Origin of the sequence: Sphingopyxis sp., from assembly GCF_965279755.1 — a bacterium.
Classification (GTDB): domain Bacteria; phylum Pseudomonadota; class Alphaproteobacteria; order Sphingomonadales; family Sphingomonadaceae; genus Sphingopyxis.
Genome location: NZ_OZ257261.1, coordinates 2547270 through 2570053, shown reverse-complemented (window position 1 = coordinate 2570053; position 22784 = coordinate 2547270). Strand labels below are relative to the sequence as shown.

The following is a 22784-nucleotide window of genomic DNA, read 5'->3' as shown; positions in this document are numbered from 1 at the left end:
GGTGCCCGGAAAGCGCACCAAAACTGCGCCCCTTTGCCAGTATGCGATATGGGCGGCAAGGGGCGGATTCACAATCGGGGTTGCAATGATACATTGTATCATTATCTGGTGTCCGAACCCCTCCCGCGAAAGACCGGATATGTGCCTCCCCGCCGCGCGCCCGCGCCTTGCCGACCTGACGGGGATCGCCCTGTCGTTCACCTGCCTGATACACTGTCTTGCCCTACCCCTGCTCCTCCTTCTCGCCCCCGCGCTCAGTCGATGGATCGCGCTGCCCGAGGGGGTTCATGCGGCGATCTTGCTGCTTGCCCTGCCAGCGGCGGCGATAGCGATGCGCGATGGTTGGCGGCAGCATCGGCGTTTGGCACCGGCGGTGCTCGCAGCCTCGGGGCTGGGCCTGCTCGCATTTGGCCTGTCGGCGCATGAGGGCTGGATCGTCGCCGCCGATCCCGAAGCCGCCGACCGGCTACTGACCTCGGTCGGCGCGCTCACGCTCGCCGCCGCGCATCTCGTCAACTGGCGCTGGCGTCACGGGAGTGGCGGACATAGACTGCCAGCATGACCGATGCCCTCAACCATCATATCGCCGCGATCCTGCCGTGCCGCAACCTCGACGCGAGCACCGCCTTTTACGAGCAACTCGGCCTCGCCGTCGTCGGCGATCATGGCACGTACCGCCTGCTCGACGACGGTGCCGGATGGCAATTGCATCTGACCAGCGAAACGCCCGACGGCTGGCTGATCCCGGGGCAAAACCCGTTCGGCCTCTATCTCTACACCGAACGGGTCGATGCACTGGCGGAGCGCGTGCGCGCGCATATCATCGAGCGGCAGAAAGCGCCGACGCACAAGCCATGGGGCATGTACGAGTTCGCGCTGTCCGACCCCGACCAGACGCTGGTCCGCATTGGCTGGCCGAGCCGGTTGATGGAATAAGGCCGAAGCTGCCTATTAGCGAGCTTGTCATTATGTCAATGTCGCTTGACTTTATATCAGCGAATATGTAAAGCTTGCTTGTCCATCAGATAAGGAAGTTTGACATGCCCGAAAAGGTCACGACAAGCGGAACCGGCTTTGCGGGTCGGCGACCGGGCTTGTGGGCGCTCGCCTTCGCGGCCGCGATGTGTGCGATCGCCTATTGCGAGCATCGCGGTATCTTGGGCGGATGGCGGTCGCTGCCGTTCGTCGCCGCAGCCGCCCTGCTTATGGTTCCACTGACGAAGGCAGCGAACAATCGGCAGGCCGCTGCGGGGGCCCTGTCGCCGGCAACACGGCGATACAATCGGCGGATGCTGATCTGGTCCGTCGGCTATGTCCTGTGCCTCGGGATCGCGATGACCGTTCGCAACTATCTCGACCCGCAAGGGCCGCTGCTTTGGGCCATCGCGCTTCTGCCGTCGGCGCCGATGATCTTCTTTGTGTGGACGCTCGCACGCTACGTCATCGAGGAAGAGGATGAATATCTGCGGTATCGTCAGACCAGCGCGGCGCTGATCGGTCTCGCACTCGTGTTGCTGGCGGGGACGCTGTGGGGCTTTCTCGAAACCTTCGGCGTCGCCCCGCATGTACCCGCATGGTGGGTCGTGCCGGTCTGGGCGATCGGCCTGGGGCTGGGACAGATGATCATGGCATCAGCCGAACGGCGCGCGGGCCGCGCATGAGAAACCGCCTGAAAGTCCTGCGCGCCGAACGCGACTGGAGCCAGCAGGATCTCGCCGAGCGGCTGCAGGTCTCGCGCCAGTCGGTGAACGCGATCGAGACGGGCAAATATGACCCGTCGCTCCCCCTCGCCTTTCGCATCGCCGACCTGTTCGGTCTGCCCATCGAAGATATTTTCCTGAAGGACTGACGCCATGAAACGAGTTTCGATTGCCGCGCTTTTCATCCTGCTGACTGCCAATCTGGCGACACACGCCGACGCGGCCGAAGGCTGTGGAGCAGGCCTGCTCGAGGGCAAAAGGATCACCGTCGAGGTCGAAGGCGATGGCCCCGACGTCGTGCTGATCCCCGGCCTGTCGTCGCCGCGCGACGTCTGGGTACCCACTGCGGAGCGGCTGAAAGCGACCCATCGCCTGCATCTGGTCGAGGTGCGCGGCTTCGGCGGCGACGCGCCGGGCGTCAATGCCGAGGGCCCCGTGCTCGAACCGATGATGCGCGAGATTGCCGACTATATCGACGATTGCATTGTCGATCAGGGCCGCCCGGCCCCCGCGATCATCGGCCATTCGCTCGGCGGCCTGACCGCGATGATGATCGCGGCGCGATCGCCGAAAGAAGTCGGCAGGCTGATGGTCGTCGACAGCCTGCCCTTCTTCGGCATGCTGTTCGGGCCGACCGCGACCGTCGCCACCGTCGAGCCGCAGGCGGCCGCGATGCAGAAGATGCTCGCCGCGAAAAATACCGCAGAGGCCGACGAGCGGACGCTACAGATCATGTCGGCGACCGATGCGGGGCGCGCGCAGGTGAAAGCCTGGACGCAGGCGGCGAACGCCAAGGTGTCGGCGCAGTTGATGTACGACGACATGACGACCGATCTGCGGCCCGAGCTCGGCACGATCACCGCGCCGTTCACGATGCTTTACCCGCTCGACGCCAGCTCGATGCCCGCCGAAATGGTCGACGGCCTCTACAAGGGCGCTTTCGCGGCCGCAAAGACCGCGACGCTCCAGCGGATCGACGGCAGCCGCCATTTCATCATGCTCGATCAGCCCGAGGCCTTTGCGAAAGCGGTCGACGCCTTCCTCGCGAATTGACGTCCTCCGGACGCGCTGCCCTTGCGGGCGAAAGCCTCTCCCGCTAGGGCGGCCGCAGCCGGAAGGAGCCCCAACCCATGTTCAAGCGCCTGTTCGTCGATCACCCGAAGAGCGTCGATGAAAACTACATCGAGCATTTCGGCGTCGCGTCGAAATTCGGGGTGACGATGATCTATGGCGGCCTCTGCGCACTGGTCCATGCGGTCGTGCCCGGCTGGTGCATCACCACCGGCAGCGACACGATCCAGCGGCTCAACAAGATCATGGTCGAACAACGGCGTGCCAAGGGGCAGGCCGTGATGCAGATGAGCACGATCGACTGGGTCATCTGACCAGCGTGAGCGACCCCGCGGTTCCCGATTTCCTCGAGCGGTCCGGCCGGCCGCGGCTTGCCTGTCGCCATATCGCCGGCCGTAGTCCGACGATCGTGTTCCTGCCCGGCTATATGTCCGACATGGCAGGGGGCAAGGCGACCGCGCTGTTCGACTGGGCAGCGGCGGAAGGACACGCCTGCCTGCTCCTCGACTATGCCGGATGCGGGCTGTCCAACGGCTTGTTCGCCGAGCAGACCCTACTCGACTGGCGCGGCGACGTGCTCGACCTGATCGACGCGAAGGCCGAGGGGCCGTTGCTGATCGTCGGGTCATCGATGGGCGGCTGGCTGATGCTGCTGACCGCCTTGGCGCTGGTCCGGCGCGACGGGCCGGGCCGCGTGGCGGGTCTCGTCGGGATCGCAGCGGCGCCCGATTTCACCGATTGGGGCTTCAACGCGGCCGAAAAGGCGATCATCCTTGCCGAAGGCGCGCTGCTCGAAGAGACGCCGTACAGCGACCAGCCCTATGTAACGACGCGCGCTTTCTGGCAGTCGGGGGAGGCCAACCGGCTGCTCGATGCCGAAATCCCCCTCACCTGTCCGGTGCGCCTGCTGCACGGGCAGGAAGACGGCGACGTCCCGCCCGATGTCAGCCTGCGCCTGTCGGCCGCGCTCGCGAGCGAGGATGTGCAGGTGACGCTGGTCAAGGGCGGCGACCACCGGCTGTCGCGCGACACCGACATTGCGCTTTTGATCGACACGGTCGCGCGTCTCGCGACCCGAAACTAGAGGACAGATATGGCCCGCAGCGACTTCAAATTCAGCGTAAAAAAGCGCGTCCGCTATGCCGAGATCGACGCACAGGCTGTGGTGTTCAACAGCCGCTATCTCGAATATTTCGACATCGGCATCACCGAATATTGGCGCGCGGCGGGAGTCTATGACCGCTGGCCCGCGAACGACAGCCCCGAATTCCACGTCGCGCGCGCCGAGGTCGATTACAAGGTACCGATCCTGCTCGACGAGGAAATCGACATTTGCGTCCGCTGCTCGCGCGTCGGGCGCAGTTCGATGACCTTCCTGTTCGAGCTGCATGGTGCGGGCCAGGACGATCTGCGCGCGACGGGGCTGGAGGTCAGCGTCCATGTCGAGGAAGCCCAGGGCGCGACCGCACCGGTGCCCGATGCATTCGTATCCCTGTTCGAAGCGTTTGAAGGTCGGGCGCTTCGCGCCTAATATGTCCATATGACCAAATATCTTCACACGATGATCCGCGTTTCGGATCCCGACGCCACGATCAACTTCTTCAAGCTGGTCGGGCTGGAGGAAGTGCGCCGTTTCGACAGCGAGGCCGGCCGCTTCACCCTGATCTTCCTCGCCCCGCCGGGGCAGGCCGGCGTCGCCGAGGTCGAGCTGACTTATAATTGGCCGCCCGAAGACGGCAGCGCGCCCGAGGAGTATACCGGCGGCCGCAATTTCGGGCACCTCGCTTACCGCGTCGACGATATCTACGAGACCTGCCAGCGGCTGATGGACGCCGGCGTGACGATCAACCGCCCGCCGCGCGACGGCCATATGGCGTTCGTGCGCTCGCCCGACGGCATTTCGGTCGAGCTGCTGCAGGACGGCCATCTGCCGCCGCAGGAACCTTGGGCCTCGATGCCGAATACCGGCGTCTGGTAAGCGGGCATGCCGGGACTGTTGATCAATATCGACGTCCCGGACCTTGGTGCAGCCGAGCACTTCTATACCGAGGGGTTGGGCCTGATCGTCGGCCGGCGGTTCGATGAGGATATCGTCGAACTCATCGGCAGCGACGCCCCCATCTATCTGATCCTGAAACCCGATGGGTCGGCCATCGGCCCCGAGGGTGGCGGCGTGCGCCGCTATGACCGACACTGGACGCCGGTGCATCCCGATTTCACCGTCGACGATCTCGATACCGCCATCCTGAAAGCAATTCGCGCCGGGGCGGTACAGGAAGGTGAGACATTGGACCTGCCCTATGGCAGACAGGCGATGTTCGCCGACCCGTTCGGCAACGGTTTCTGCCTGATTGCGTTCAACGCGAAGGGATATGACGCCATCGCGACCTGAAAGGCCAAGGCTGAGCGAGCGTCGTTCCGTCTGAAAAGCGAAAGAGGTCGCGAAGGAAAGGAGATTGCCATGGCCACGTCGCTCGAAATCGTCCGCATTCCTGTCCTCAGCGACAATTATGTCTGGCTGGTCCACGAGCCCGACAGCAAGGCGACGATGGTCGTCGATCCTGCGGTTGCCGAACCCGTCCTCGACGCCGCGAAAGCGCGCGGCTGGACGATCACCGACATCTGGAACACCCACTGGCACCCCGACCACACCGGCGGCAATGCCGCGATCAAGGAAGCGGCAAAGGCTTGGGGCGGCTGCACGATCACCGGCCCCGCCGCAGAGTTCGAACGCATCCCGACGCTCGACGTGCAGGTGAAGGGCGGCGACACGGTCCGCCTCGGCAATCATATCGCCGAGGTGTGGGACGTCCCCGCGCATACCGCAGGGCATATCGCCTATCATTTTGCGGACGATGCCGCAATCTTCGTCGGCGACACGATGTTCGCGATGGGCTGCGGCCGGCTGTTCGAGGGCACCGCGGAACAGATGTTTGCGAACATGCAGCGCCTAGCCACGCTCGACGATGCGACGCGCGTCTATTGCGCGCACGAATATACGCTGTCGAACGCGAAGTTCGCCGTGACCGTCGATCCGGAAAACGAAGCCCTCGCGGCGCGCCTCGCCGCGGTCGAGACAGCGCGCGCGGCGGGAGAGCCGACCGTGCCGACGAACATCGGCGCCGAGCGCGCCACCAACCCGTTCCTGCGCGCGCCGAGTGCCGCCGAACTCGGCCGCATCCGCGCGCTGAAGGACGCCGCCTGATGCCGCGGCTTCACCACCCGTTCATTTTGACACTGCCAGCATCATCGATGCCGCAAGGAGCCTGACGATGACCCGGATCAAGCCGATCGGTGCCGCGGCGCTGACGATATTTGCAGCCCCGCTGATCGCGAGCTGCGCGCCGGGCGGCACCGCCGGACCGGGTGCTGCGGCGCTCAGCCCGAAGCAGGCCGAAACGCTCGACAAGCAGCTTGCCGGCAAGGTGCCGGGCGAGCCAACGCGCTGCATGCCCAATTACCGCACGGCCGACACAATCCGCGTGTCGGACAATATCCTGCTTTATCGGTCGGGCCGCAATCTGGTTTACCGCAATGACCTGAAAGGCAGTTGCCCCGGGCTCGCCCGCGACAGCGACATCATGGTCGTGCGCCAGTTCGGCTCGTCGACCTGCGAGGGTGATTTCTTTTATCTGGTCGACCGCACAAGCGGCATTCGCGGTCCGACCTGCGTCTTTGGCTCATTCGTCCCCTATCGCAAACCGGCGGGGGACGCTGGCTGAACCTGCGGTTCAGTCGCGGGCGGGGTTCCGGTTTGCACCGAGCTCTTTCGGGTCGCACCCCCGCCTGCACACAAGAGGCCGCACGTCCGCATCGTGCGAAGCCCAGGCAGCCGTCTGCACCCGTCTTCTCGGCGGTCGCCTGGGTTTCGCCCGATGCGGATTGGCCCGGCCGGATCAGGCCTTGTAGAGCGCGGCGATCTTGTCTTCGTAGACCTGGCGAAGGATGTGCCGGCGGATCTTCATCGACGGCGTCATCTGCTCATTCTCGATCGTGAAGGCTTCGTCGGCGAAGTCGAACTTGCGGACTTTTTCGATTACCGAAAGCTGTTCATTGACCCGGTCCACCGCGGCGCGCACCGCCGCTCGGAACTTTTCATGTTCCTTCAGCAGTTTCAGGTCCTTGGGCAGCCCTTCGGCCTCGGCCCATTCGGTCATCCATTCGGGATCGGGAACGATGATGCCGACGAGATGCGGGCGCTTGTCGCCATAGACCATCGCCTGCAGGATTTCGGGCTGGAGCGTCAACATCCCCTCGACCCGCTGCGGCGAGACATTGTCGCCCTTGTCGTTGACGATCAGATCCTTCTTGCGGTCGGTGATGACGATGCGGCCCTTGTCGTCGATATGGCCGATGTCGCCAGTGTGCAGCCACGGCCCCTTGTCGGGCTCGGCCGGATCGGGGATCAGCACACGCTCGGTCTCGGGCTTGTTGCGCCAATAGCCCTTCATCACCAGCTCACCGCGGACAAGGATTTCGCCGTCGTCGGCAATCTTGACCTCGGTGTTCATCAGCGGCGGGCCGACGGTGTCCATCTTGAGCCCCACCGACGGGCGGTTGCAGCTGATCACCGGCCCCGCCTCAGTCTGGCCATAGCCTTGCAGCAGAGTCAGGCCGATCGAGTGGAAGAAGACCCCGATTTCGGGGTTGAGCGGCGCGCCGCCCGAAACGAGCGCCTTCATCCGGCCGCCGAAACGCTGCTGGATCTTGGGACGGAACAGCTTGTTGAGCAATATGTCGACCGGGCGGTCGAACACGCCCATGCGGCGCTCATAATCCTTTTCGCCGACGCGCAGCGCCTGCCCCAGCATCCAGTTGGCAAGCTTGCCCTGCTTTTCGACCGACTTGATCATCCGCGCGCGGATCACCTCGAACAGGCGCGGCACGACGACCATGATCGTCGGATGCGTCTCCTCGATGTTCGAGACGAGCTTTTCGAGCCCCTCGCTGTAATAGATTTGCGCGCCGACCATGATCGGCAGGAACTGCCCGCCCGAATGTTCATAGGCGTGGCTCAATGGCAGGAACGAGAGGAACACCTCCTCGTCGCCGATGCCGAAGTCGTTGACGAGCACCTCGGTCGCGCCTGCCGCATTGTGCAGGATCGCGCCATGGTGCTGCATCACCCCGCGCGGGGCGCCGCCGGTGCCGCTGGTGTAGATGAGGCAGGCGGTATCGTCGCGCGTCAGCGCGAGGCCTTTCGCCTTCGTCTCTTCGACCCACGCCTCGCCGCCGGTGACCAGCGGATCCCAGTCGATCACCCGCACGTCGCCCTGCTGGCCGACGCGCATGCTCTCCATGCTGATGACGAGCTTGACGTTCGAGCGAAGCACCGCGGGCATCAGAACGCGCGCGAGCTTCGCGGTCGAGACGATGACCGCGCTGGCGCCGCTGTTGTCGAGGATATGCTGATGGTCGCGTTCGGTGTTGGTGGTGTAGGTCGGCACGGTGATGCAGCCGGCCGCCATGATCGCAAGGTCGGCGATACAGAATTCGGGCCGGTTCTCGCTTACCAGCACGACGCGGTCACCATCCTTCAGCCCAAGCTCGCGCAGATTGTGGGCAAGCGCCGATACCTGGTTCGCGACCTGCCGCCAACTCAACGGCTGCCACGCGCGGTCGGCCTTGCGCCACAGGAACGGATCTTCGCCGCCACGACCCGCGCGGTCGAAGAACATCGCGACCAGACTCGGAAAATGGTCGAGATGGGGGTTTTCCAGTTTCATGCCTCTGGCTCTCCTGGGAGTATGTTGTTTTATCTTGTTATTATCGCCTGATTAGTTCTGTGCCGGCGCGCCGTCTACCGACGATGTGCCCGGCCCTCGCGGATCGGCAGCGCCGCGCCAGCCATCGGCCGTGCGCTCGACCGCGTTGAGCTTCGACCCGAGGTCGGTCGCGGTGAAGCTGTAGCCAAAGGGCTTCATCTTCGCGGCAATTGCCTCGCCGGCCGCATTATTCTCGATCAGCACACCCTGCTGGCCGAAGAAGAGGTTAGGTAGCTCTATCGCGGATTTCGCGTCGAGCCCCCAGTCGAGCACGCCGATCAGCGTCTTGGTGACATGCATGATGATCCGCTTGCCGCCCGCCGATCCGACCGCGAGCACGACCTTGCCGTCGGGGCCATAGACGATTGTCGGCGACATCGACGAGAGCGGGCGCTTGCCCGCTTGCACCCGGTTCTGCGTCGGCACGCCGTCCTTGGTCGGCGCAAGGTCGAAGTCGGTGAGCTCGTTGTTGAGGAAATAACCGTTCGCCATCAGCTGGCTGCCGAAGATGCTCTCGACGGTGGAGGTCATCGACATCACGTCGCCGTCCTTGTCGGCGACGACGAAATGGGTCGTTCCCTGTTCCTTGACCGGCGGCGCCTCGGCGCGCGGCTTCGTGCCGGGCGGGGTACCGGGCTCATAATGGCCGGCGGCGCCGAAAGGCGAGATGAGCTGGCGACGTTCTGCCAGATACGTCTTGTCGAGCAGGCCTTTCACGGGAACATCGACGAAGTCGGCGTCGCCGAGATAGGCACCGCGATCGGCGTAGGCGAGCTGCATCGCCTCGGCGAGCAAATGCCAGCTCATCGGATTGTCCTTGCCCATCGCCTTCATGTCATAGGTTTCGAGCATGCCAAGGATGCCGAAGACGGTCGTCGCGCCCGACGACGGCGGCCCCATGCCGCAGACCTTGTAGATGCGGTAGGTCGTGCAGACGGCCGGGCGTTCCTTCGCCTTGTAGGCCGCAAGATCCTTCAGCGTGAGCTGCGTCGCGTTGCGCGGCGCCTTCGCCACCGCATCGCTGATCGCCTTGGCATTGGCGCCCGCGTAAAAGGCTTCGGGACCGCGGGCCGCGATCTCACGCAGGATTTTCGCATAGGCGGGATTCTTGATCGTCGTGCCGACCGGGGCAGGTTTGCCGTTCACATAATAGATGGCGCGCGCGTCGGGGAATTCCTTCCACGTCGGCTCGAACTGGACCAGCCAGGTGTTCAGCGCTGGGGTGACCTGATAGCCGTCCTCGGCCAGCTTGATCGCGGGCTGGAACAGCGCCTTCCATTCAAGCTTGCCCCATTTCCTGTGCGCCATTTCCATCAGGCGGACATTGCCGGGGACACCGACCGAAAGCCCGCCGGGGATCACGTCCATATAACCGCGGGGCTTGCCGTCGGGCCCCAGGAAGCGTTCGGGCTTAGCCGCCGCCGGCGCGGTTTCGCGGCCGTCGATCGTCGCAATGCTGCCGTCCTTGGCGTCATGATAGACCATGAAACCGCCGCCGCCGATGCCGCTCGATTGCGGTTCAACGAGGGTGAGGACCGCGACCATCGCGATCGCTGCATCGGCTGCAGTGCCGCCGTCGTGCAGGATCTGCCGCCCGGCCTCCGTTGCGCGCGGGTCGGCCGAGGAGGTGACGCCCTGCGCCATCGCAAGCGACGGGACGGCGAGGACGAAAAGGCCGAGCGGCGCAAAGAGTCGTTTGATCATGCGCGCGACATTGGCGCGGGGCTCGATTCAGCGCAACCCCGATGGGGTCAGTCCCCTGCCCCGACTGCATCGGCGACACGCGCGAAACCGTCGCGCGCGGCAAGTGTTTCGAGGCCGCGCGCGATCCGCGCCGCAAGCCCCGGCCCTTCATAGACCATCGCCGAATAGATCTGGATCAGGCTCGCCCCTGCGCGGATGCGCGCCCATGCCTGTTCGGCCGAGGCTATACCGCCGGCGGCGATCAGGGGCAGCTTGCCACCGCTTGCGGCGCGGAAGTCCTTAACCCGTTGCAGCGCAAGTCCGGTCAGCGGCGCGCCCGACAGGCCGCCAGCCTCGTCGGCATGGCGCGACGCGAGCGTGGGGCGGACGATCGTGGTGTTCGAGACGATCACCGCCGCAAGCCCCTTGTCGAACGCGACCGCGACGATGTCGTCGATGTCGGCGGGTTCGAGGTCAGGCGCGACCTTCAGAAACACCGGCTTGGCGGCTCCCAAGGGCTGCGCGGCGGCAACGCCGTCGAGCAGCGCCTCGAGCGACGCCTTGTCCTGCAGGGCGCGCAGCCCTGGCGTGTTGGGCGAGCTGATATTGACCGTCAGATAATCCGCGAGCGGCGCCATCGCGGCGGTGCCCTTCGCATAATCGGCGATGCGGTCGGCGCTGTCCTTGTTCGCGCCGATGTTGATGCCGAGCGGCACCGGCAGACCATAGCGGCGGAGGCATGCGATGCGCTCGGCCGCCTTCGCCTGTCCGCCATTGTTGAAACCCATGCGGTTGATCACGGCGCGGTCCTCGACCAGCCGGAACAGGCGCGGACGAGGGTTGCCCTCCTGCGGCAGCGGCGTGAGCGTCCCGACCTCGACAAAGCCGAAGCCGAAATGCGGCATCGCATGCGCGACGCGCGCATCCTTGTCGAACCCCGGCGCAAGCCCGACCGGGTTCGGGAAATGCAGGCCGGCGAGTTCGGTCGCCAGCGTCGGGCTGGTAAATGCGTGCCGCGCGCGCGGGAGCGGCTGGAGCGCGTTCAGGGTCAGATTATGCGCGGCCTCGCCATCAGTGGCGTGGACGAGCGGGCGGACGAGCGCATAGGCAGCATCGGCAGCGGAAGCGAAGAGCGACATGCCCCGCCATTGCGCGCGCAAGGCCGCTATGGCAAGCCCGCCCTTATCCGGAAAACAGGGAGATAAAAGTGTCGCAGCTTCGCATCATGGCCCGTCTGTCCACCGCGCTGCCAGCCGCACTGATCGCAATTGCGACCGCCGCCTGCACGCCCGCCGCGGTCGGCGAAGCGCCTGCAACGGCCGCCACCGAAGCCCCGCCAGCCGTCCCTGCCGGCGCGACGCTGGCGCAATTTTTCGACAAATATGACGAGGCGCAGCTCTCACTCTCGCCGCAGGGCAAGGCATATCGCGGCGTCCGCGACGCCGACTATGGCAAATGGAACGACGTCAGCGACGAAGCCGCGGTCGCCAGCCACAAGCTGCAGCAGGTGAGCGCCGAGGCGATGCGTGCAAGCTTCGATCCGGCGAAACTATCGACCGACGATGCCCTGTCGTTCGAGCTGTTCGACGCGCAGGCGGCCCGCGCCGAGCGGCTGTTCGCCTGGCGCGACCATGTCTATATCTTCGATCAGATGAACGGCGCGCAGAGCCAGCTTCCCGCCTTCCTGATCAACATCCACCGCGTCGCGAACGTCGCCGAGGCCGAGGCCTATATCGAACGAATCCGGGGGCTCGGCCCGCTGCTCGACGCGCTGTCGGCGCAGTCGGCGGATCGTCTGACCAAAGGCTATGCACCGCCGAAATGGGTCTATCCCTATGTCATCTCCGACATCGACAATCTGCTGAAGCCCGACAATGCGGTGATCGAGGATATCACCGCGAAGGTCGGCAAGCTCGACGTCGAAGCCGCCGAGAAGGCGCGGCTGGTTGCGGGCGCAAAGGCAGCGTGGACCGAAAGCGCCGGCCCGGCCTATGCCCGGCTCCAGACCGAGATGAAGCGCCAGCAGGCGATCGCACCGACGCAGGACGGCGTGTGGCGGATGCCCGAAGGCAAGGCCTATTATGAGGCCCTGCTCGCCAACTACACGACGACCGACATGACCGCGGCGCAGATCCACGATCTCGGCCTCGCCGAAGTCGCGCGCATCCATGGCGAGATGAAGGCGATCGTGAAGAAGGTCGGCTTCAAGGGCACGTTGCCGCAGTTCTTCGAGCATCTGCGCACGAGCCCGCAATATTATTACACGACGCGCGAGGCCTATCTGTCCGAAGTCTCGGCGAAGGTAAAGGCGATGGAGGCGCGGCTTCCGGCCTTCTTCAACACGCTGCCCAAGGCACCTTTGCAGGTGAAGGCGGTCGAGGCCTTCCGCGAAAAGTCGGCAGGCAAGGCCTTTTATTCCTCGCCCTCGCCCGACGGATCACGCCCCGGCACCTATTATGTGAACCTTTATGACCTGCGCGACATGTCGAAGACCGAACTCGAGGCGCTCGCCTATCATGAGGGTGTTCCCGGCCATCACCTCCAGCGCGCGGTGCAGACCGAACTGACCGGGCTGCCGCCCTTCCGCCGTTTCGGCGGCTTCACCGCCTATACCGAGGGCTGGGGCCTCTATTCGGAAGAACTCGCGAAGGACATGGGCTTCTACACCGATCCCTACAGCGATTTCGGCCGCCTCGGCATGGAACTTTGGCGCGCATGCCGGCTCGTCGTCGACACCGGCATCCATGACAAGCGCTGGAGCCGCGAACAGGCGATCAAATATCTGAAGGACAACACCCCCAACCCGCAGGGCGACATCGACAAGGCGATCGAGCGCTATATCGTCTATCCCGGTCAGGCGACGGCCTATCTGATCGGCAAGCTCAAGATCATGGAGCTGCGGACGCGGGCGCAAACGGCGCTGGGACCACGCTTCGACTATCGCGCGTTTCACGACGTCGTGCTGCAATCGGGACCGGTGCCGCTCGACATTCTCGAACGCCGCGTCGACGCCTGGATCGCGGCGGAACGTTAACACGGAATTGCGGCTTGACGCGCCACGACAAATCGAAAATTATGGCGGACAGAAAAAGGCAGCAACAAAGCTGCACTGGGTCGGTCTCGTCATGTCGGAATCATCCTCTTCGCCAACGGGCGCGGACGGCGGCTCGCCGTTCGAACTGCAATATTTTCCGCCGGATCCCGATCTGGCGGAGATGGTGTCGAGTTTCTATTTCGTCCGGCTCGATATGCCGGTGTTCGACGAGTATGAACGCGCTGACCGGCCGCAGCTTCGCATCATGAGCATGGCCGAGGGCGAGTATATTTTCCCCGATGGCCATTACTTTCCTGCCAAGCGCGCGACGATCGTCGGCCCGACCAGCGGCAGCGTCCGCGCACGCGGCAAAGGTCCGCTGCGTATCTATGGCTTCGGCCTGCAACCGGTGGGCTGGGCGACCTTGATGGGCGACCATGCCGACAAGCTGACCGACCGCGCGATGGACGCCGCGGACCTGTTCGGCGACTGGATCGACGAGGTGGCCGAAGCGCTGATCGCCGCAAAGGACACCTCCGAACGGCTTGTTATCGCGAATAATATTGCCCGCGAAATCCTGCAGAAGAACCAGCCGGCGCCGGCCTGGTTCACCCGCACCGTCGATCACTGGCTGACCCAGTCGGTGAGCCCGCAGGTTCCCGATCTGGTCGAGGCAACGGGCATGTCGATCCGTTCGGTCGAGCGGATGACCAAACATTATTACGGCCTTTCACCGCGCATGCTGGCGCGCAAATATCGCGCCGTGCGCGCCGCCTCGGCGCTCGCGCGCGGCGAGTGCCTTGAGGAAGCCCAGCTCGGCGACGCCTTTTATGACCAGTCGCACCTGATCCGCGAGATGAAGCGCTTTGCCGGCGCCACCCCCGGCCAGCTCGCGCGCCCCACCCCTTATACCGAAGCGACAACCCGGGGCCGCAAGCAGCTCGCCGGCAAGGTCAGTCCACTCGTTTCGGATACCTGAAACCGCCGGTTCCCGCGACGGGACGAAACAAAATAGCGCCGTATGTCGATTTGGCGTTTTCATACAATCCCGAATCACCGGCGCGACATAATCCGGCCTTGCGACCCAGAAGAGCTCTTCCTCTGACGAGGACAGAGACCTTCATCTTGGCACTCATTTGGCTTCGGCCGGATGGGTGCCTTTTTGTTTTGCGCCTCCAAATAGCGCTTGCTTGCACCTCGAAAACCCTTCGCCTATATAAGTGGAGTAATTTACTCCAGTTAAGAATCGTTCGCAACTGCGACGGAAAAATATATGCGCCTGTCCAACCTTGCCGATTATGCCGTGGTGCTGATGAGCGCCGCCGCCCGCCAATGCGGATCGGTGCCCATCCACGCCGGCATGCTCGCCGAGCAGACGGGCATCCCCGGGCCGACCGCGCAGAAGCTGGTGAGCGGCCTCGCCCGCGCCGGCCTGCTCGTCGCCTCGCGCGGCAGCGGCGGCGGGGTGCGGCTGGCGCGGCCCGCGGCGGCGATCAGCGTTGCCGACATCATCGAAGCGGTCGAGGGGCCGATCGCCCTCACCGCCTGCGTGTCCAAAGGGCGGCATGACTGTTCGCTCGAAGGAAGCTGCAAGGTGCAGCCGCACTGGGGCGTCGTGAACGGTGCCGTGCGCGGCGCGCTGGCCGGAATAAGCCTTGCGAGCCTTGCCGCCGCACCCAAACCCTCCTTCACCCGGCCCGCGCCTGCATTGGCCGGCGACGAGATCAGAGTATGACCGACAACACCGAACTTCCCGTCAAGGACCAGGCCGCGCACGATGCCGCGGCCAAGGTCGCCGATTATGAACATGGCTGGTCGGCCGACATCGAGACCGACTTCGCGCCCAAGGGACTGACCGAGGATACGGTCCGCTTCATCTCGGCGAAGAAGAACGAGCCCGAATGGATGCTCGACTGGCGTCTGAAGGCGTTCCGCCACTGGCAGACGATGGAGACGCCCGACTGGGCGAAGCTCAACGTCCCGCCGATCGATTATCAGGACGCGTACTATTATGCGGCGCCGAAGGCGAAGCCCAAGCTGTCGTCGCTCGACGAGGTCGATCCCGAAATCCTCGAGGTCTATAAAAAGCTCGGCATCCCGATCGAGGAGCAGAAGGTGCTCGCCGGCGTCGAGGGCGCGCGCAAGGTCGCGGTCGACGCGGTGTTCGACAGCGTCAGCGTCGCGACGACCTTCCGCGAGGAACTCAAGCGCGCGGGCGTCATCTTCCTCTCCATCTCCGAAGCGATCCGCGAATATCCCGAGCTGGTGAAGAAGTGGCTCGGCAAGGTCGTGCCGATGCACGACAATTATTTCGCCACGCTCAACTGCGCGGTCTTTTCGGACGGGACGTTCGTTTATGTGCCCGAGGGCGTGCGCTGCCCGATGGAGCTCTCGACCTATTTCCGAATCAATGCCGAGAATACGGGCCAGTTCGAGCGGACGCTGATCATCGCCGACAAGGGCGCGTACGTCAGCTACCTCGAAGGCTGCACCGCGCCGATGCGCGACGAGAACCAGCTCCACGCCGCAGTGGTCGAACTGGTGACGCTCGACGATGCCGAGATCAAATATTCGACGGTGCAAAACTGGTATCCCGGCAATGCCGAGGGCCTCGGTGGCATCTATAATTTCGTGACCAAGCGCGCGCTGTGCCAAGGCAAGCGCAGCAAAGTGTCGTGGACGCAGGTCGAAACGGGCAGCGCGATCACGTGGAAATATCCGAGCTGCGTGCTCAACGGTGACGACAGCGTCGGCGAATTCTATTCGGTCGCGGTCACCAACAATTATCAGCAGGCCGACACCGGCACCAAGATGATCCACAATGGCAAGCGCACGCGATCGACCATCGTCAGCAAGGGGATCAGTGCGGGCAAGTCGAACAACACCTATCGCGGCATCGTCCGCGTCGCGCCGAACGCCGAGGGCGTGCGCAACTTCACCCAGTGCGACAGCCTGTTGCTCGGCGACCAGTGCGGCGCCCACACGGTGCCGTACATCGAAGTCCGCAACCCGACCGCGACCGTCGAGCATGAAGCGACGACGAGCAAGATCAGCGACGACCAGCTCTTCTATGCGATGCAGCGCGGGCTGGGGCAGGAAGAGGCGGTGGCGCTGATCGTCAACGGCTTTGCCAAGGAAGTGCTGCAGCAACTGCCGATGGAATTTGCGGTCGAGGCGCAGAAGCTGCTCGGGATTTCACTTGAGGGGAGCGTGGGGTGACGCGTTTTTGGTTCAAACCGACGATCTCTGCGCTGCTTCTGTCGGCTGTTGCGCTGAGCGGGAGCGTCAGTGCGCGCACGCCGAAAGGCGTGGTTGTTCCGAACGCGATGGCACCGGCGTTCGATAAATATGTGGGCTGCTTCGAGCAGCATATGGATATGTCGAGCCTGCAAAGTCCATCGGGACTTAAAAGCGCCGTCGACAAGGCGCTTGCTGCTTGCGAAACACGACGCGCCGAACTTGTCCGTGAAGCCGAAACCGCCATGATCGCTGACCCGATCTATCCCGATGCGACTTCTCGCTCCCGCGCCGTTGCCGAAGCCTTTGATACCGAGGATGCTATTCGCCGCGCTATGGGCGAAGGCCGCATCCTCTATGAAGACGAGTCAAATTGAATGCTGAAAATTGAAAATCTCTACGCTACCGTCGCCGACAAGCCGATCCTGAAGGGGCTGTCGCTCAGCATCAATGCGGGCGAGATCCATGCGATCATGGGGCCGAATGGCGCGGGCAAGTCGACGCTTTCCTACGTGCTCGGCGGGCGGCCCGGTTATGAAGTCACCGATGGTTCGGTGACTTTCGATGGGCACGACCTGCTCGAAATGGATCCGCACGAGCGCGCCGCCGCCGGCCTGTTTCTCGGATTCCAATATCCGGTCGAAATTCCTGGCGTGTCGAACGTCCAGTTCCTGCGCGAAAGCCTGAACGCCCAGCGCAAGGCGCGCGGCCTGGAACCGCTGTCGGGCGGCGACTTCCTGAAGCTGGCGCGCGAGAAGGCGGGGCTGCTCAAGATGGACATGGACATGCTGAAGCGCCCGGTGAACGTCGGCTTTTCGGGCGGCGAGAAGAAGCGCAACGAGATGGTGCAGATGGGGATCATCGATCCCAAGCTGGCGATCCTCGACGAGACCGACAGCGGCCTCGACATCGACGCGCTGCGCACCGTGGGCGACGGGATCAACAGCATCATGCGTCGCCCCGACAAGGCGGTTTTACTGATCACGCATTATCAGCGCCTGCTCGACTATGTGCAGCCCGATTTTGTGCATGTCCTTGCCGCCGGCCGGATCGTGAAGTCGGGCGGACCCGAGCTGGCGCGCGAGCTGGAAGAACACGGTTATGCGGAGATTGCGGCGTGAGCATTCACCCGCACCTTCCCTTCCATCGTCATGCCGGACTTGATCCGGCATCCAGGACCGCATGGACCCCGGATCAAGTCCGGGGTGACGAAGTGCGGGAGATCGTGGTTTGACGACTGCCACCCTCCCCTCTCGCCGCGACGAAGCGTGGCGCTATAGCGATATCGGCGCGGTAACCGCAGCGTGGCCGTTGCCTGCGCCCGAGAGCATCATCGTGCCCGCGGGCGGCAAGTTCGCGCGCGCGATCGTGCAGGATGCGGGCGATATCCGTCAGATTGAAGTCGTACTCGGCAAGGGTGCGGCCGCGTCGCTGCATGTGCTCAACATCGGCGGTTCCTATGGCCGTATTGAACTTAATGTAATCCTGCACGAAGGCGCGGACTTCCATCTCGGCGCCGCGCAGATCGGCGGCGGCGAGCAGAATCTGGAGATCGTCACCACGGTCACTCACGCCGAACCCGGTGCGACGTCGCGGCAGGTCGTGCGCTCGGTTCTCGGCGGCACCGCGACCGGCACCTACCTCGGCAAGGTCGCGGTCGCGCGCGATGCGCAGCAGACCGATAGCGAGCAGGATGTGAAAGCGATGCTGCTCGACCGCAGCGCGACCGCGAACGCCAAGCCCGAACTCGAAATCTTCGCCGACGATGTGAAGTGCGCGCATGGCTGCGCGATCGGCGAGCTCGATGCGATGGCGCTCTATTACCTCCAGTCGCGCGGGCTGCCGCCGGGCGAGGCGAAGAAGTTGATGCTGCAGGCGTTCGTTGCCGGCGTGTTCGACGGCGCCGACGATGAAGAACAGCTGCAGGCGTTGGCGCTCGCGAAGCTGGGAGAGTTGGTGTGAGCACCGCGACCGCGCTTCGCACCTTGACTGACGTCCGCGCCGACTTTCCCGGCCTGACGCCGGGCTGGCACTATCTCGACACTGCCGCGACCGCGCAGAAGCCGCAGGCGGTGATCGACGCGACGGTGAATGCGATGGGCCGCGACTATGCGACCGTGCACCGCGGCGTCTATGCGCGGTCGGCAGACATGACGCTCGCCTATGAGGCAGCGCGACGGCGGATCGCGGCGTTTATCGGCGCGCGCGAGAACGAGATTGCGTTCGTTCGCGGCGCGACCGAGGCAATCAATCTGGTCGCATATTCACACCCGAAGAGGGGCCGCGTACTGTTGTCGGTGCTGGAGCATCACAGCAATATCGTCCCTTGGCAGCTCGCCGGCTGGCAGGTCGATGTCTGCCCTCTGACCGAGGAAGGCTGCATCGACCTCGACGCCGCCGAAAAGCTGCTCACCCCCGAACACACGATGGTTGCCTTCGCGCATGTCTCGAACGTTCTCGGCAGCCCGCTCGACGTTGCGCGCGCCGCAGAGCTGGCGCACAGCGTCGGCGCCGAGTTGCTGATCGACGGCTGTCAGGCTGTACCGCGCCTGCCCGTCGATGTCGCAGCGCTGGGCTGCGACTATTACGCCTTCTCGGGCCACAAGCTTTACGGGCCGACCGCCATCGGCGTGCTGTGGAGCGACAAGCTCGACACGTTGCCGCCCTGGCAGGGCGGCGGGTCGATGATCGACCGCGTCACCTTTGCCAAGACGACCTACGCCCCTGCCCCCACGCGCTTCGAGGCGGGCACACCTGCGATTATCGAGGCGATCGGGCTCGCTGCAGCGGTCGAGTATGTCGAGGCGATCGGCATTGACGCGATCCACGCTCATGAAGTCGCGCTGGTGACCAGCTTGCGCGAAGCGCTGGCGCGCAAGAACAGCATCACGCTGTTCGGCCCCGAAAACAGCGCCGGAATCGTCAGTTTCGCGATGGCGGGGGTTCATCCGCACGATATCGGCACTATCTTGGACGAAAGCGGGGTCGCGATCCGCGCCGGGCACCATTGCGCACAGCCGCTGATGGAGCATCTGGGTGTACCTGCGACCGCGCGCGCGAGTTTTGGCGTTTACAGCAATTCGGACGATGTGGCGGCGCTGATCGATGGCCTCGCCCGCGTCGAGAGGATTTTCGGATGAGCGAGGATCGCATGATCAAGGTGGAAGAAGTCACGAGCGTCGAGGCACCCCCGAAGGCGCGCGTGGAGGATGTCGAGACCGCACCCGAAAAGCTGGAGCGGAAGCGCGACTATCTGGAGGGCTTCCTCGCGGCCAAGCCCGCGGCGGTCGAGCCCGGCGCGGTCGGCGGAGATCTGTATGAGGCCGTCATCAACGCGCTGAAAGACATCTACGATCCCGAAATCCCGGTGAACATCTATGACCTCGGCCTGATCTACAATGTCGAGATCGACGAGGGGCATGTGATGGTCACGATGACGCTGACCACGCCGCATTGCCCGGTCGCCGAGTCGATGCCCGCCGAGGTCGAACTGCGCGTCGGCGCGGTGCCCGGAGTCGGCGATGCCGAGGTCAACCTTGTCTGGGATCCGCCGTGGAGCCCGCAGAATATGAGCGACGAAGCGCGGCTCGAACTGGGAATGCTGTGATGACCGAAGTAAAAACACCCGAAAAGACGAGAGTGGCCCGCCCGGCCGCCGTGACGCTCACCCTCGGCGCCGAAGCGCGCATCGCGAAGCTGATGGCGTCGGCGCCCGAAGGTTCGATCGGCGTTCGCCTGTCGACGCCGCGCCGCGGCTGTTCCGGTCTCGCTTATTCGGTCGATTATGTCACCGAAGAGCAGAAGTTCGACGAGAAGATCGAAACCCCCGGCGGCGTCTTCTACATCGACGGCGCGTCGGTGCTCTACTTGATCGGCAGCACGATGGACTGGGTGGAAGATGATTTTGCCGCAGGCTTCGTCTTCGAAAATCCGAACGCCAAGGGCGCGTGCGGCTGCGGCGAGAGCTTTACGGTCTGACCCCGGCCTAGCGGCAAATCGACCAGCCACCCATCCGCACCGCCATGTCGAGGTGGAAATGATTGGCGTGCGCCGCATTATGATCGGGTGACAGCACCGTCGAAAAGAGGTCGCACGATCCGTCGCGTACCGCGTGCAGAAACTCGCTGCGCTTGTCGCCCGGCTTCCAGTCATTGACCAGCGTGATGCGCGTCCCGTCGGCGAGGACGAAGGCCGAAATGTCGATCGCATTGGCGGTCGAATGCTCGCTCTGCGATTGCTTGCCGGCGATCTTGCGGCAGTTGTAGCTGCCGAGATTTTCCAGCTCGACGACATTCTGCCCGAAATATTTGCGCGCCGCCGGCTGCACGACGTCGCGGGTCCAGAGCGCCATCGCCGCCGTCACCGCGCAGCCCGGCGCGGCATTCGCAGGGCGCATCGTCGGCACGAAGCTGTTGCCGGTCAGCACCATGCGCTGGCTCGCGCGGCACTGGCCGCTGCCGACCGCCGGCCGCCGCTCATAGCCCGCCCTGGCGCGATCAAAGGCCGCGAAACAGGCGGCGTCTTCATCGACGAAATTCATCAGCTTGCGATGCGTTGCCCAGCCCTGCGGATGTTCGAATTCGAAGCGGGCGCCGGGGAAATGCTCGGGATGTTCGCGCACCCATTGCATCGCATGGATCGCACCGAACGTGACCAGCACCGCGATGGCAAACCAGATGAGATAGGGGCGCAGACTCGTCACGCGCCCCAGATGGCGCGTGCGCGCCGGTCCGGCAAGCTCAGAGCGGTTCGAACGTCACTGTCAGTCCGTCCTTGGGGCGCGGGATCGGCAGGATATGCCATTCGGGCGCATACCCCTCGCGCACGGTGATGCGGTGCGTCGTCACGACATGATGGAAGAAGATTTTCGCCTGCATATACGCAAAGTGCAGCCCCAGGCACATGTGCGCGCCGCCGCCGAAGGGCACCCAGGCATATTTGTGCCGCTCGCGCGCCTGTTCGGGCGCGAAACGCATCGGGTCGAACTTTTCGGGTTCGGGCCAATGCTCTTCCATCATGTGCGTATAGGCGGGGCTGACGCCGACGCTCGTGCCGGCGGGAATGCGGTAGCCGCCATATTCGAAATCCTTGAGCGCGCGGCGCGGGAAGCTCGGGACCGGGGGCACGAGGCGGAGCGATTCCTTGAACGCCCACTCGGTAAGCTCGAGTTCGCCGAGGCCGTTATGCCCGACGCCTTCGCCGGCGGGCGCGACGCTCAACATCTCCTCGCGCAATTTGTCCTGCCACTCGGGATGCTTCGCGAGCATCCATACCATGGTCGTCACCGAGCTGGTGATGGTGTCGTGAGCAGCCATCATCAGGAAGTTCATGTGATCGACGATGGCTTCGGTGCTGAGATATTTGCCCTCGTCATCTTTCGCGCGGCAGATCTGGCTGAAGATATCCTCGCCCGCCCCTTCGCGGCGCTCGGGGACCATCTTGCCGAAATAATCGACGAGATAGGCGCGCCCCTTCGCGCCGCGGCCCATTGCGGTGAAGGGCAGCGGGCGGCGCACGACGCCGATCGACGCCTGCACCATATCGACGAAGGCCTTGTTGACCTTGTCGGCCTCCGGCCCCCAGGGAATGCCGAGGAAGCTCGTTGCCGCGAGATCGAGCGTCAGCTCCTTGATCGCGGGATAGAAGGTGAAGGTCTTGCCGCTCCACGTCTGCACCCGGTCGCGGATGCCTTCGTTGAGCGAGTCGGCATAATGGCGCATCGGCTCGGGCTTGAAGGCGACCGACAGCACCTTGCGGTCGGCCCGATGCTTTTCGAAGTCCATCAGCATCAGCCCGCGCGGGAACAGCAGGTTGAGCACCGGCCCCCAGCCCTGTTCGGACGAGAAAATCTTCTCGCGATCGAACATGACGAGCTCGTTCGCCTCGGGCCCGTGGAGCGCGACACTGCGCCCGCCGAAGCTGTTGTTGCGATAGACGCGGCCATATTTGGCGACCATGCGCCGGGTGAACGACGGATAGTCGCGCAATTGTTCGAGCGTGTTGCCGATGATCGGCATGCCATCCTCGCCCGGAATATGGTCGAGCCCGCTGTCGGGATTGCGCGGCAACCAGTGCGCGGTGTCGGGGCCGAAACGGCCTTCGGACCAGTTGAGTTTCGCGGGGGCGTTCATCGGGGCGGCCTCTTCCATCGTTGCATTTGCCTCTTGGCTACCGAACTACTGACACCAATGCAAGTAACGCCTTTCCCGGTGCGGGACTCCATTCACCGCAAATTCAAGTCGACTCGCTCAATTTGATGGCAAGATGAAGGGCCACATCCGTTTGGACCCTGAA

27 protein-coding genes are annotated in these 22784 nt (G+C 64.2%); 22 read left to right on the top strand and 5 right to left on the bottom strand.

Going from position 1 to position 22784, the window contains the following annotated elements:
- The first annotated feature begins 139 nt into the window (after positions 1–139).
- The 12 genes from ACQY80_RS12645 to ACQY80_RS12590 all read left to right on the top strand — a co-directional run bounded on the left by ACQY80_RS12645 (position 140) and on the right by ACQY80_RS12590 (position 6493).
- Complete coding sequence (locus tag ACQY80_RS12645) at positions 140–562, top strand: MerC domain-containing protein (protein ID WP_428680121.1); 423 nt, start codon at positions 140–142, stop codon at positions 560–562.
- Positions 559–936, top strand: a complete 378-nt coding sequence (locus ACQY80_RS12640) for a VOC family protein (protein WP_428680118.1) — start codon at positions 559–561, stop codon at positions 934–936. Before ACQY80_RS12645 ends, ACQY80_RS12640 begins: the two co-directional genes overlap by 4 nt.
- Before the next feature lie 104 nt (positions 937–1040).
- Positions 1041–1661, top strand: a complete 621-nt coding sequence (locus ACQY80_RS12635; RefSeq protein ID WP_428680116.1) for a hypothetical protein — start codon at positions 1041–1043, stop codon at positions 1659–1661.
- The gene (locus tag ACQY80_RS12630) at positions 1658–1849 is read left to right on the top strand and encodes a helix-turn-helix transcriptional regulator (protein ID WP_428680113.1); all 192 of its coding nucleotides are present in this window, start codon (positions 1658–1660) and stop codon (positions 1847–1849) included. The genes ACQY80_RS12635 and ACQY80_RS12630 overlap by 4 nt, the downstream gene beginning before the upstream one ends.
- A gap of 4 nt (positions 1850–1853) precedes the next feature.
- Positions 1854–2753: an alpha/beta fold hydrolase gene (locus tag ACQY80_RS12625; protein ID WP_428680111.1), complete on the top strand. Its 900-nt coding sequence runs from the start codon at positions 1854–1856 to the stop codon at positions 2751–2753.
- A gap of 77 nt (positions 2754–2830) precedes the next feature.
- On the top strand, positions 2831–3085 hold the full coding sequence (locus ACQY80_RS12620; RefSeq protein ID WP_294030188.1) for a DUF6356 family protein: 255 nt from the start codon (positions 2831–2833) through the stop codon (positions 3083–3085).
- A 5-nt stretch (positions 3086–3090) separates the two neighbouring features.
- Complete coding sequence (locus tag ACQY80_RS12615) at positions 3091–3855, top strand: alpha/beta hydrolase (RefSeq protein ID WP_428680108.1); 765 nt, start codon at positions 3091–3093, stop codon at positions 3853–3855.
- A gap of 9 nt (positions 3856–3864) precedes the next feature.
- Positions 3865–4302, top strand: coding sequence for an acyl-CoA thioesterase (locus ACQY80_RS12610; RefSeq protein WP_428680105.1), 438 nt, complete (start codon positions 3865–3867; stop codon positions 4300–4302).
- 9 nt (positions 4303–4311) lie between these two features.
- Positions 4312–4749 (top strand): VOC family protein, encoded by a 438-nt coding sequence (locus ACQY80_RS12605; RefSeq protein WP_428680101.1) that lies wholly within the window; start codon positions 4312–4314, stop codon positions 4747–4749.
- A 6-nt stretch (positions 4750–4755) separates the two neighbouring features.
- Positions 4756–5163, top strand: coding sequence for a VOC family protein (locus tag ACQY80_RS12600; RefSeq protein ID WP_428680098.1), 408 nt, complete (start codon positions 4756–4758; stop codon positions 5161–5163).
- 69 nt (positions 5164–5232) lie between these two features.
- Complete coding sequence (gloB, locus tag ACQY80_RS12595) at positions 5233–5976, top strand: hydroxyacylglutathione hydrolase (protein WP_428680096.1); 744 nt, start codon at positions 5233–5235, stop codon at positions 5974–5976.
- Between the two features lie 67 nt (positions 5977–6043).
- Positions 6044–6493 (top strand): hypothetical protein, encoded by a 450-nt coding sequence (locus ACQY80_RS12590; protein WP_428680093.1) that lies wholly within the window; start codon positions 6044–6046, stop codon positions 6491–6493.
- 174 nt (positions 6494–6667) lie between these two features.
- Here ACQY80_RS12590 and ACQY80_RS12585 read toward each other — a convergent pair whose 3' ends face one another.
- The 3 genes from ACQY80_RS12585 to ACQY80_RS12575 are packed head-to-tail and all read right to left on the bottom strand — an operon-like array spanning position 6668 to position 11358.
- Complete coding sequence (locus tag ACQY80_RS12585) at positions 6668–8497, bottom strand: AMP-dependent synthetase/ligase (protein WP_428680091.1); 1830 nt, start codon at positions 8495–8497, stop codon at positions 6668–6670.
- Between the two features lie 51 nt (positions 8498–8548).
- Positions 8549–10240 carry a gamma-glutamyltransferase gene (gene ggt / locus ACQY80_RS12580; protein WP_428680089.1) on the bottom strand — a complete coding sequence of 564 codons (1692 nt, stop codon included), beginning with the start codon at positions 10238–10240 and terminating at the stop codon, positions 8549–8551.
- Positions 10241–10287: 47 nt separating this feature from the next.
- Positions 10288–11358, bottom strand: a complete 1071-nt coding sequence (locus ACQY80_RS12575) for a quinone-dependent dihydroorotate dehydrogenase (RefSeq protein ID WP_428680086.1) — start codon at positions 11356–11358, stop codon at positions 10288–10290.
- An 86-nt stretch (positions 11359–11444) separates the two neighbouring features.
- On the opposite strand from ACQY80_RS12575, the gene ACQY80_RS12570 reads away from it, so the two are divergent.
- From ACQY80_RS12570 to ACQY80_RS12525, 10 genes are all read left to right on the top strand, one after another.
- Positions 11445–13253, top strand: coding sequence for a DUF885 domain-containing protein (locus ACQY80_RS12570; RefSeq protein WP_428685862.1), 1809 nt, complete (start codon positions 11445–11447; stop codon positions 13251–13253).
- A gap of 91 nt (positions 13254–13344) precedes the next feature.
- Positions 13345–14232, top strand: a complete 888-nt coding sequence (locus ACQY80_RS12565) for a helix-turn-helix domain-containing protein (RefSeq protein WP_428680083.1) — start codon at positions 13345–13347, stop codon at positions 14230–14232.
- A 294-nt stretch (positions 14233–14526) separates the two neighbouring features.
- Positions 14527–14988, top strand: a complete 462-nt coding sequence (locus ACQY80_RS12560) for an RrF2 family transcriptional regulator (protein WP_428680080.1) — start codon at positions 14527–14529, stop codon at positions 14986–14988.
- Complete coding sequence (gene sufB / locus ACQY80_RS12555; RefSeq protein WP_428680078.1) at positions 14985–16472, top strand: Fe-S cluster assembly protein SufB; 1488 nt, start codon at positions 14985–14987, stop codon at positions 16470–16472. Before ACQY80_RS12560 ends, sufB begins: the two co-directional genes overlap by 4 nt.
- On the top strand, positions 16469–16867 hold the full coding sequence (locus ACQY80_RS12550; protein ID WP_428680076.1) for a hypothetical protein: 399 nt from the start codon (positions 16469–16471) through the stop codon (positions 16865–16867). The genes sufB and ACQY80_RS12550 overlap by 4 nt, the downstream gene beginning before the upstream one ends.
- Positions 16868–17611, top strand: coding sequence for a Fe-S cluster assembly ATPase SufC (gene sufC, locus ACQY80_RS12545; protein WP_428680073.1), 744 nt, complete (start codon positions 16868–16870; stop codon positions 17609–17611). It abuts the gene before it with no gap.
- Positions 17612–17720: 109 nt separating this feature from the next.
- On the top strand, positions 17721–18452 hold the full coding sequence (locus ACQY80_RS12540; protein ID WP_428680070.1) for a SufD family Fe-S cluster assembly protein: 732 nt from the start codon (positions 17721–17723) through the stop codon (positions 18450–18452).
- The gene (locus tag ACQY80_RS12535; protein ID WP_428680068.1) at positions 18449–19630 is read left to right on the top strand and encodes an aminotransferase class V-fold PLP-dependent enzyme; all 1182 of its coding nucleotides are present in this window, start codon (positions 18449–18451) and stop codon (positions 19628–19630) included. The genes ACQY80_RS12540 and ACQY80_RS12535 overlap by 4 nt, the downstream gene beginning before the upstream one ends.
- Positions 19627–20097: an SUF system Fe-S cluster assembly protein gene (locus ACQY80_RS12530; RefSeq protein WP_428680065.1), complete on the top strand. Its 471-nt coding sequence runs from the start codon at positions 19627–19629 to the stop codon at positions 20095–20097. Before ACQY80_RS12535 ends, ACQY80_RS12530 begins: the two co-directional genes overlap by 4 nt.
- Complete coding sequence (locus tag ACQY80_RS12525; RefSeq protein WP_428680063.1) at positions 20097–20468, top strand: HesB/IscA family protein; 372 nt, start codon at positions 20097–20099, stop codon at positions 20466–20468. Before ACQY80_RS12530 ends, ACQY80_RS12525 begins: the two co-directional genes overlap by 1 nt.
- A gap of 7 nt (positions 20469–20475) precedes the next feature.
- On the opposite strand, the gene ACQY80_RS12520 is transcribed toward ACQY80_RS12525, so the two are convergent.
- Together ACQY80_RS12520 and ACQY80_RS12515 are read right to left on the bottom strand one after the other, a co-directional pair.
- Positions 20476–21192: an extensin family protein gene (locus tag ACQY80_RS12520; protein ID WP_428680060.1), complete on the bottom strand. Its 717-nt coding sequence runs from the start codon at positions 21190–21192 to the stop codon at positions 20476–20478.
- Between the two features lie 37 nt (positions 21193–21229).
- Entirely contained in the window at positions 21230–22621 is a 1392-nt protein-coding gene (locus ACQY80_RS12515; RefSeq protein WP_428685860.1) for a cytochrome P450, read from the bottom strand.
- Between the last annotated feature and the right edge of the window lie 163 nt (positions 22622–22784).

Coding starts and splice junctions, on each gene's coding strand:
- ggt (WP_428680089.1), bottom strand. CDS start 10,240: ATGATCAAACGACTCTTTGCGCCGCTCGGCCTTTTCGTCCTCGCCGTC.
- ACQY80_RS12525 (WP_428680063.1), top strand. CDS start 20,097: ATGACCGAAGTAAAAACACCCGAAAAGACGAGAGTGGCCCGCCCGGCC.
- sufC (WP_428680073.1), top strand. CDS start 16,868: ATGCTGAAAATTGAAAATCTCTACGCTACCGTCGCCGACAAGCCGATC.
- ACQY80_RS12515 (WP_428685860.1), bottom strand. CDS start 22,621: ATGAACGCCCCCGCGAAACTCAACTGGTCCGAAGGCCGTTTCGGCCCC.
- ACQY80_RS12605 (WP_428680101.1), top strand. CDS start 4,312: ATGACCAAATATCTTCACACGATGATCCGCGTTTCGGATCCCGACGCC.
- ACQY80_RS12625 (WP_428680111.1), top strand. CDS start 1,854: ATGAAACGAGTTTCGATTGCCGCGCTTTTCATCCTGCTGACTGCCAAT.
- ACQY80_RS12570 (WP_428685862.1), top strand. CDS start 11,445: ATGGCCCGTCTGTCCACCGCGCTGCCAGCCGCACTGATCGCAATTGCG.
- ACQY80_RS12620 (WP_294030188.1), top strand. CDS start 2,831: ATGTTCAAGCGCCTGTTCGTCGATCACCCGAAGAGCGTCGATGAAAAC.
- gloB (WP_428680096.1), top strand. CDS start 5,233: ATGGCCACGTCGCTCGAAATCGTCCGCATTCCTGTCCTCAGCGACAAT.
- ACQY80_RS12645 (WP_428680121.1), top strand. CDS start 140: ATGTGCCTCCCCGCCGCGCGCCCGCGCCTTGCCGACCTGACGGGGATC.
- ACQY80_RS12590 (WP_428680093.1), top strand. CDS start 6,044: ATGACCCGGATCAAGCCGATCGGTGCCGCGGCGCTGACGATATTTGCA.
- ACQY80_RS12630 (WP_428680113.1), top strand. CDS start 1,658: ATGAGAAACCGCCTGAAAGTCCTGCGCGCCGAACGCGACTGGAGCCAG.
- sufB (WP_428680078.1), top strand. CDS start 14,985: ATGACCGACAACACCGAACTTCCCGTCAAGGACCAGGCCGCGCACGAT.
- ACQY80_RS12610 (WP_428680105.1), top strand. CDS start 3,865: ATGGCCCGCAGCGACTTCAAATTCAGCGTAAAAAAGCGCGTCCGCTAT.
- ACQY80_RS12565 (WP_428680083.1), top strand. CDS start 13,345: ATGTCGGAATCATCCTCTTCGCCAACGGGCGCGGACGGCGGCTCGCCG.
- ACQY80_RS12560 (WP_428680080.1), top strand. CDS start 14,527: ATGCGCCTGTCCAACCTTGCCGATTATGCCGTGGTGCTGATGAGCGCC.
- ACQY80_RS12600 (WP_428680098.1), top strand. CDS start 4,756: ATGCCGGGACTGTTGATCAATATCGACGTCCCGGACCTTGGTGCAGCC.
- ACQY80_RS12640 (WP_428680118.1), top strand. CDS start 559: ATGACCGATGCCCTCAACCATCATATCGCCGCGATCCTGCCGTGCCGC.
- ACQY80_RS12530 (WP_428680065.1), top strand. CDS start 19,627: ATGAGCGAGGATCGCATGATCAAGGTGGAAGAAGTCACGAGCGTCGAG.
- ACQY80_RS12635 (WP_428680116.1), top strand. CDS start 1,041: ATGCCCGAAAAGGTCACGACAAGCGGAACCGGCTTTGCGGGTCGGCGA.
- ACQY80_RS12575 (WP_428680086.1), bottom strand. CDS start 11,358: ATGTCGCTCTTCGCTTCCGCTGCCGATGCTGCCTATGCGCTCGTCCGC.
- ACQY80_RS12585 (WP_428680091.1), bottom strand. CDS start 8,497: ATGAAACTGGAAAACCCCCATCTCGACCATTTTCCGAGTCTGGTCGCG.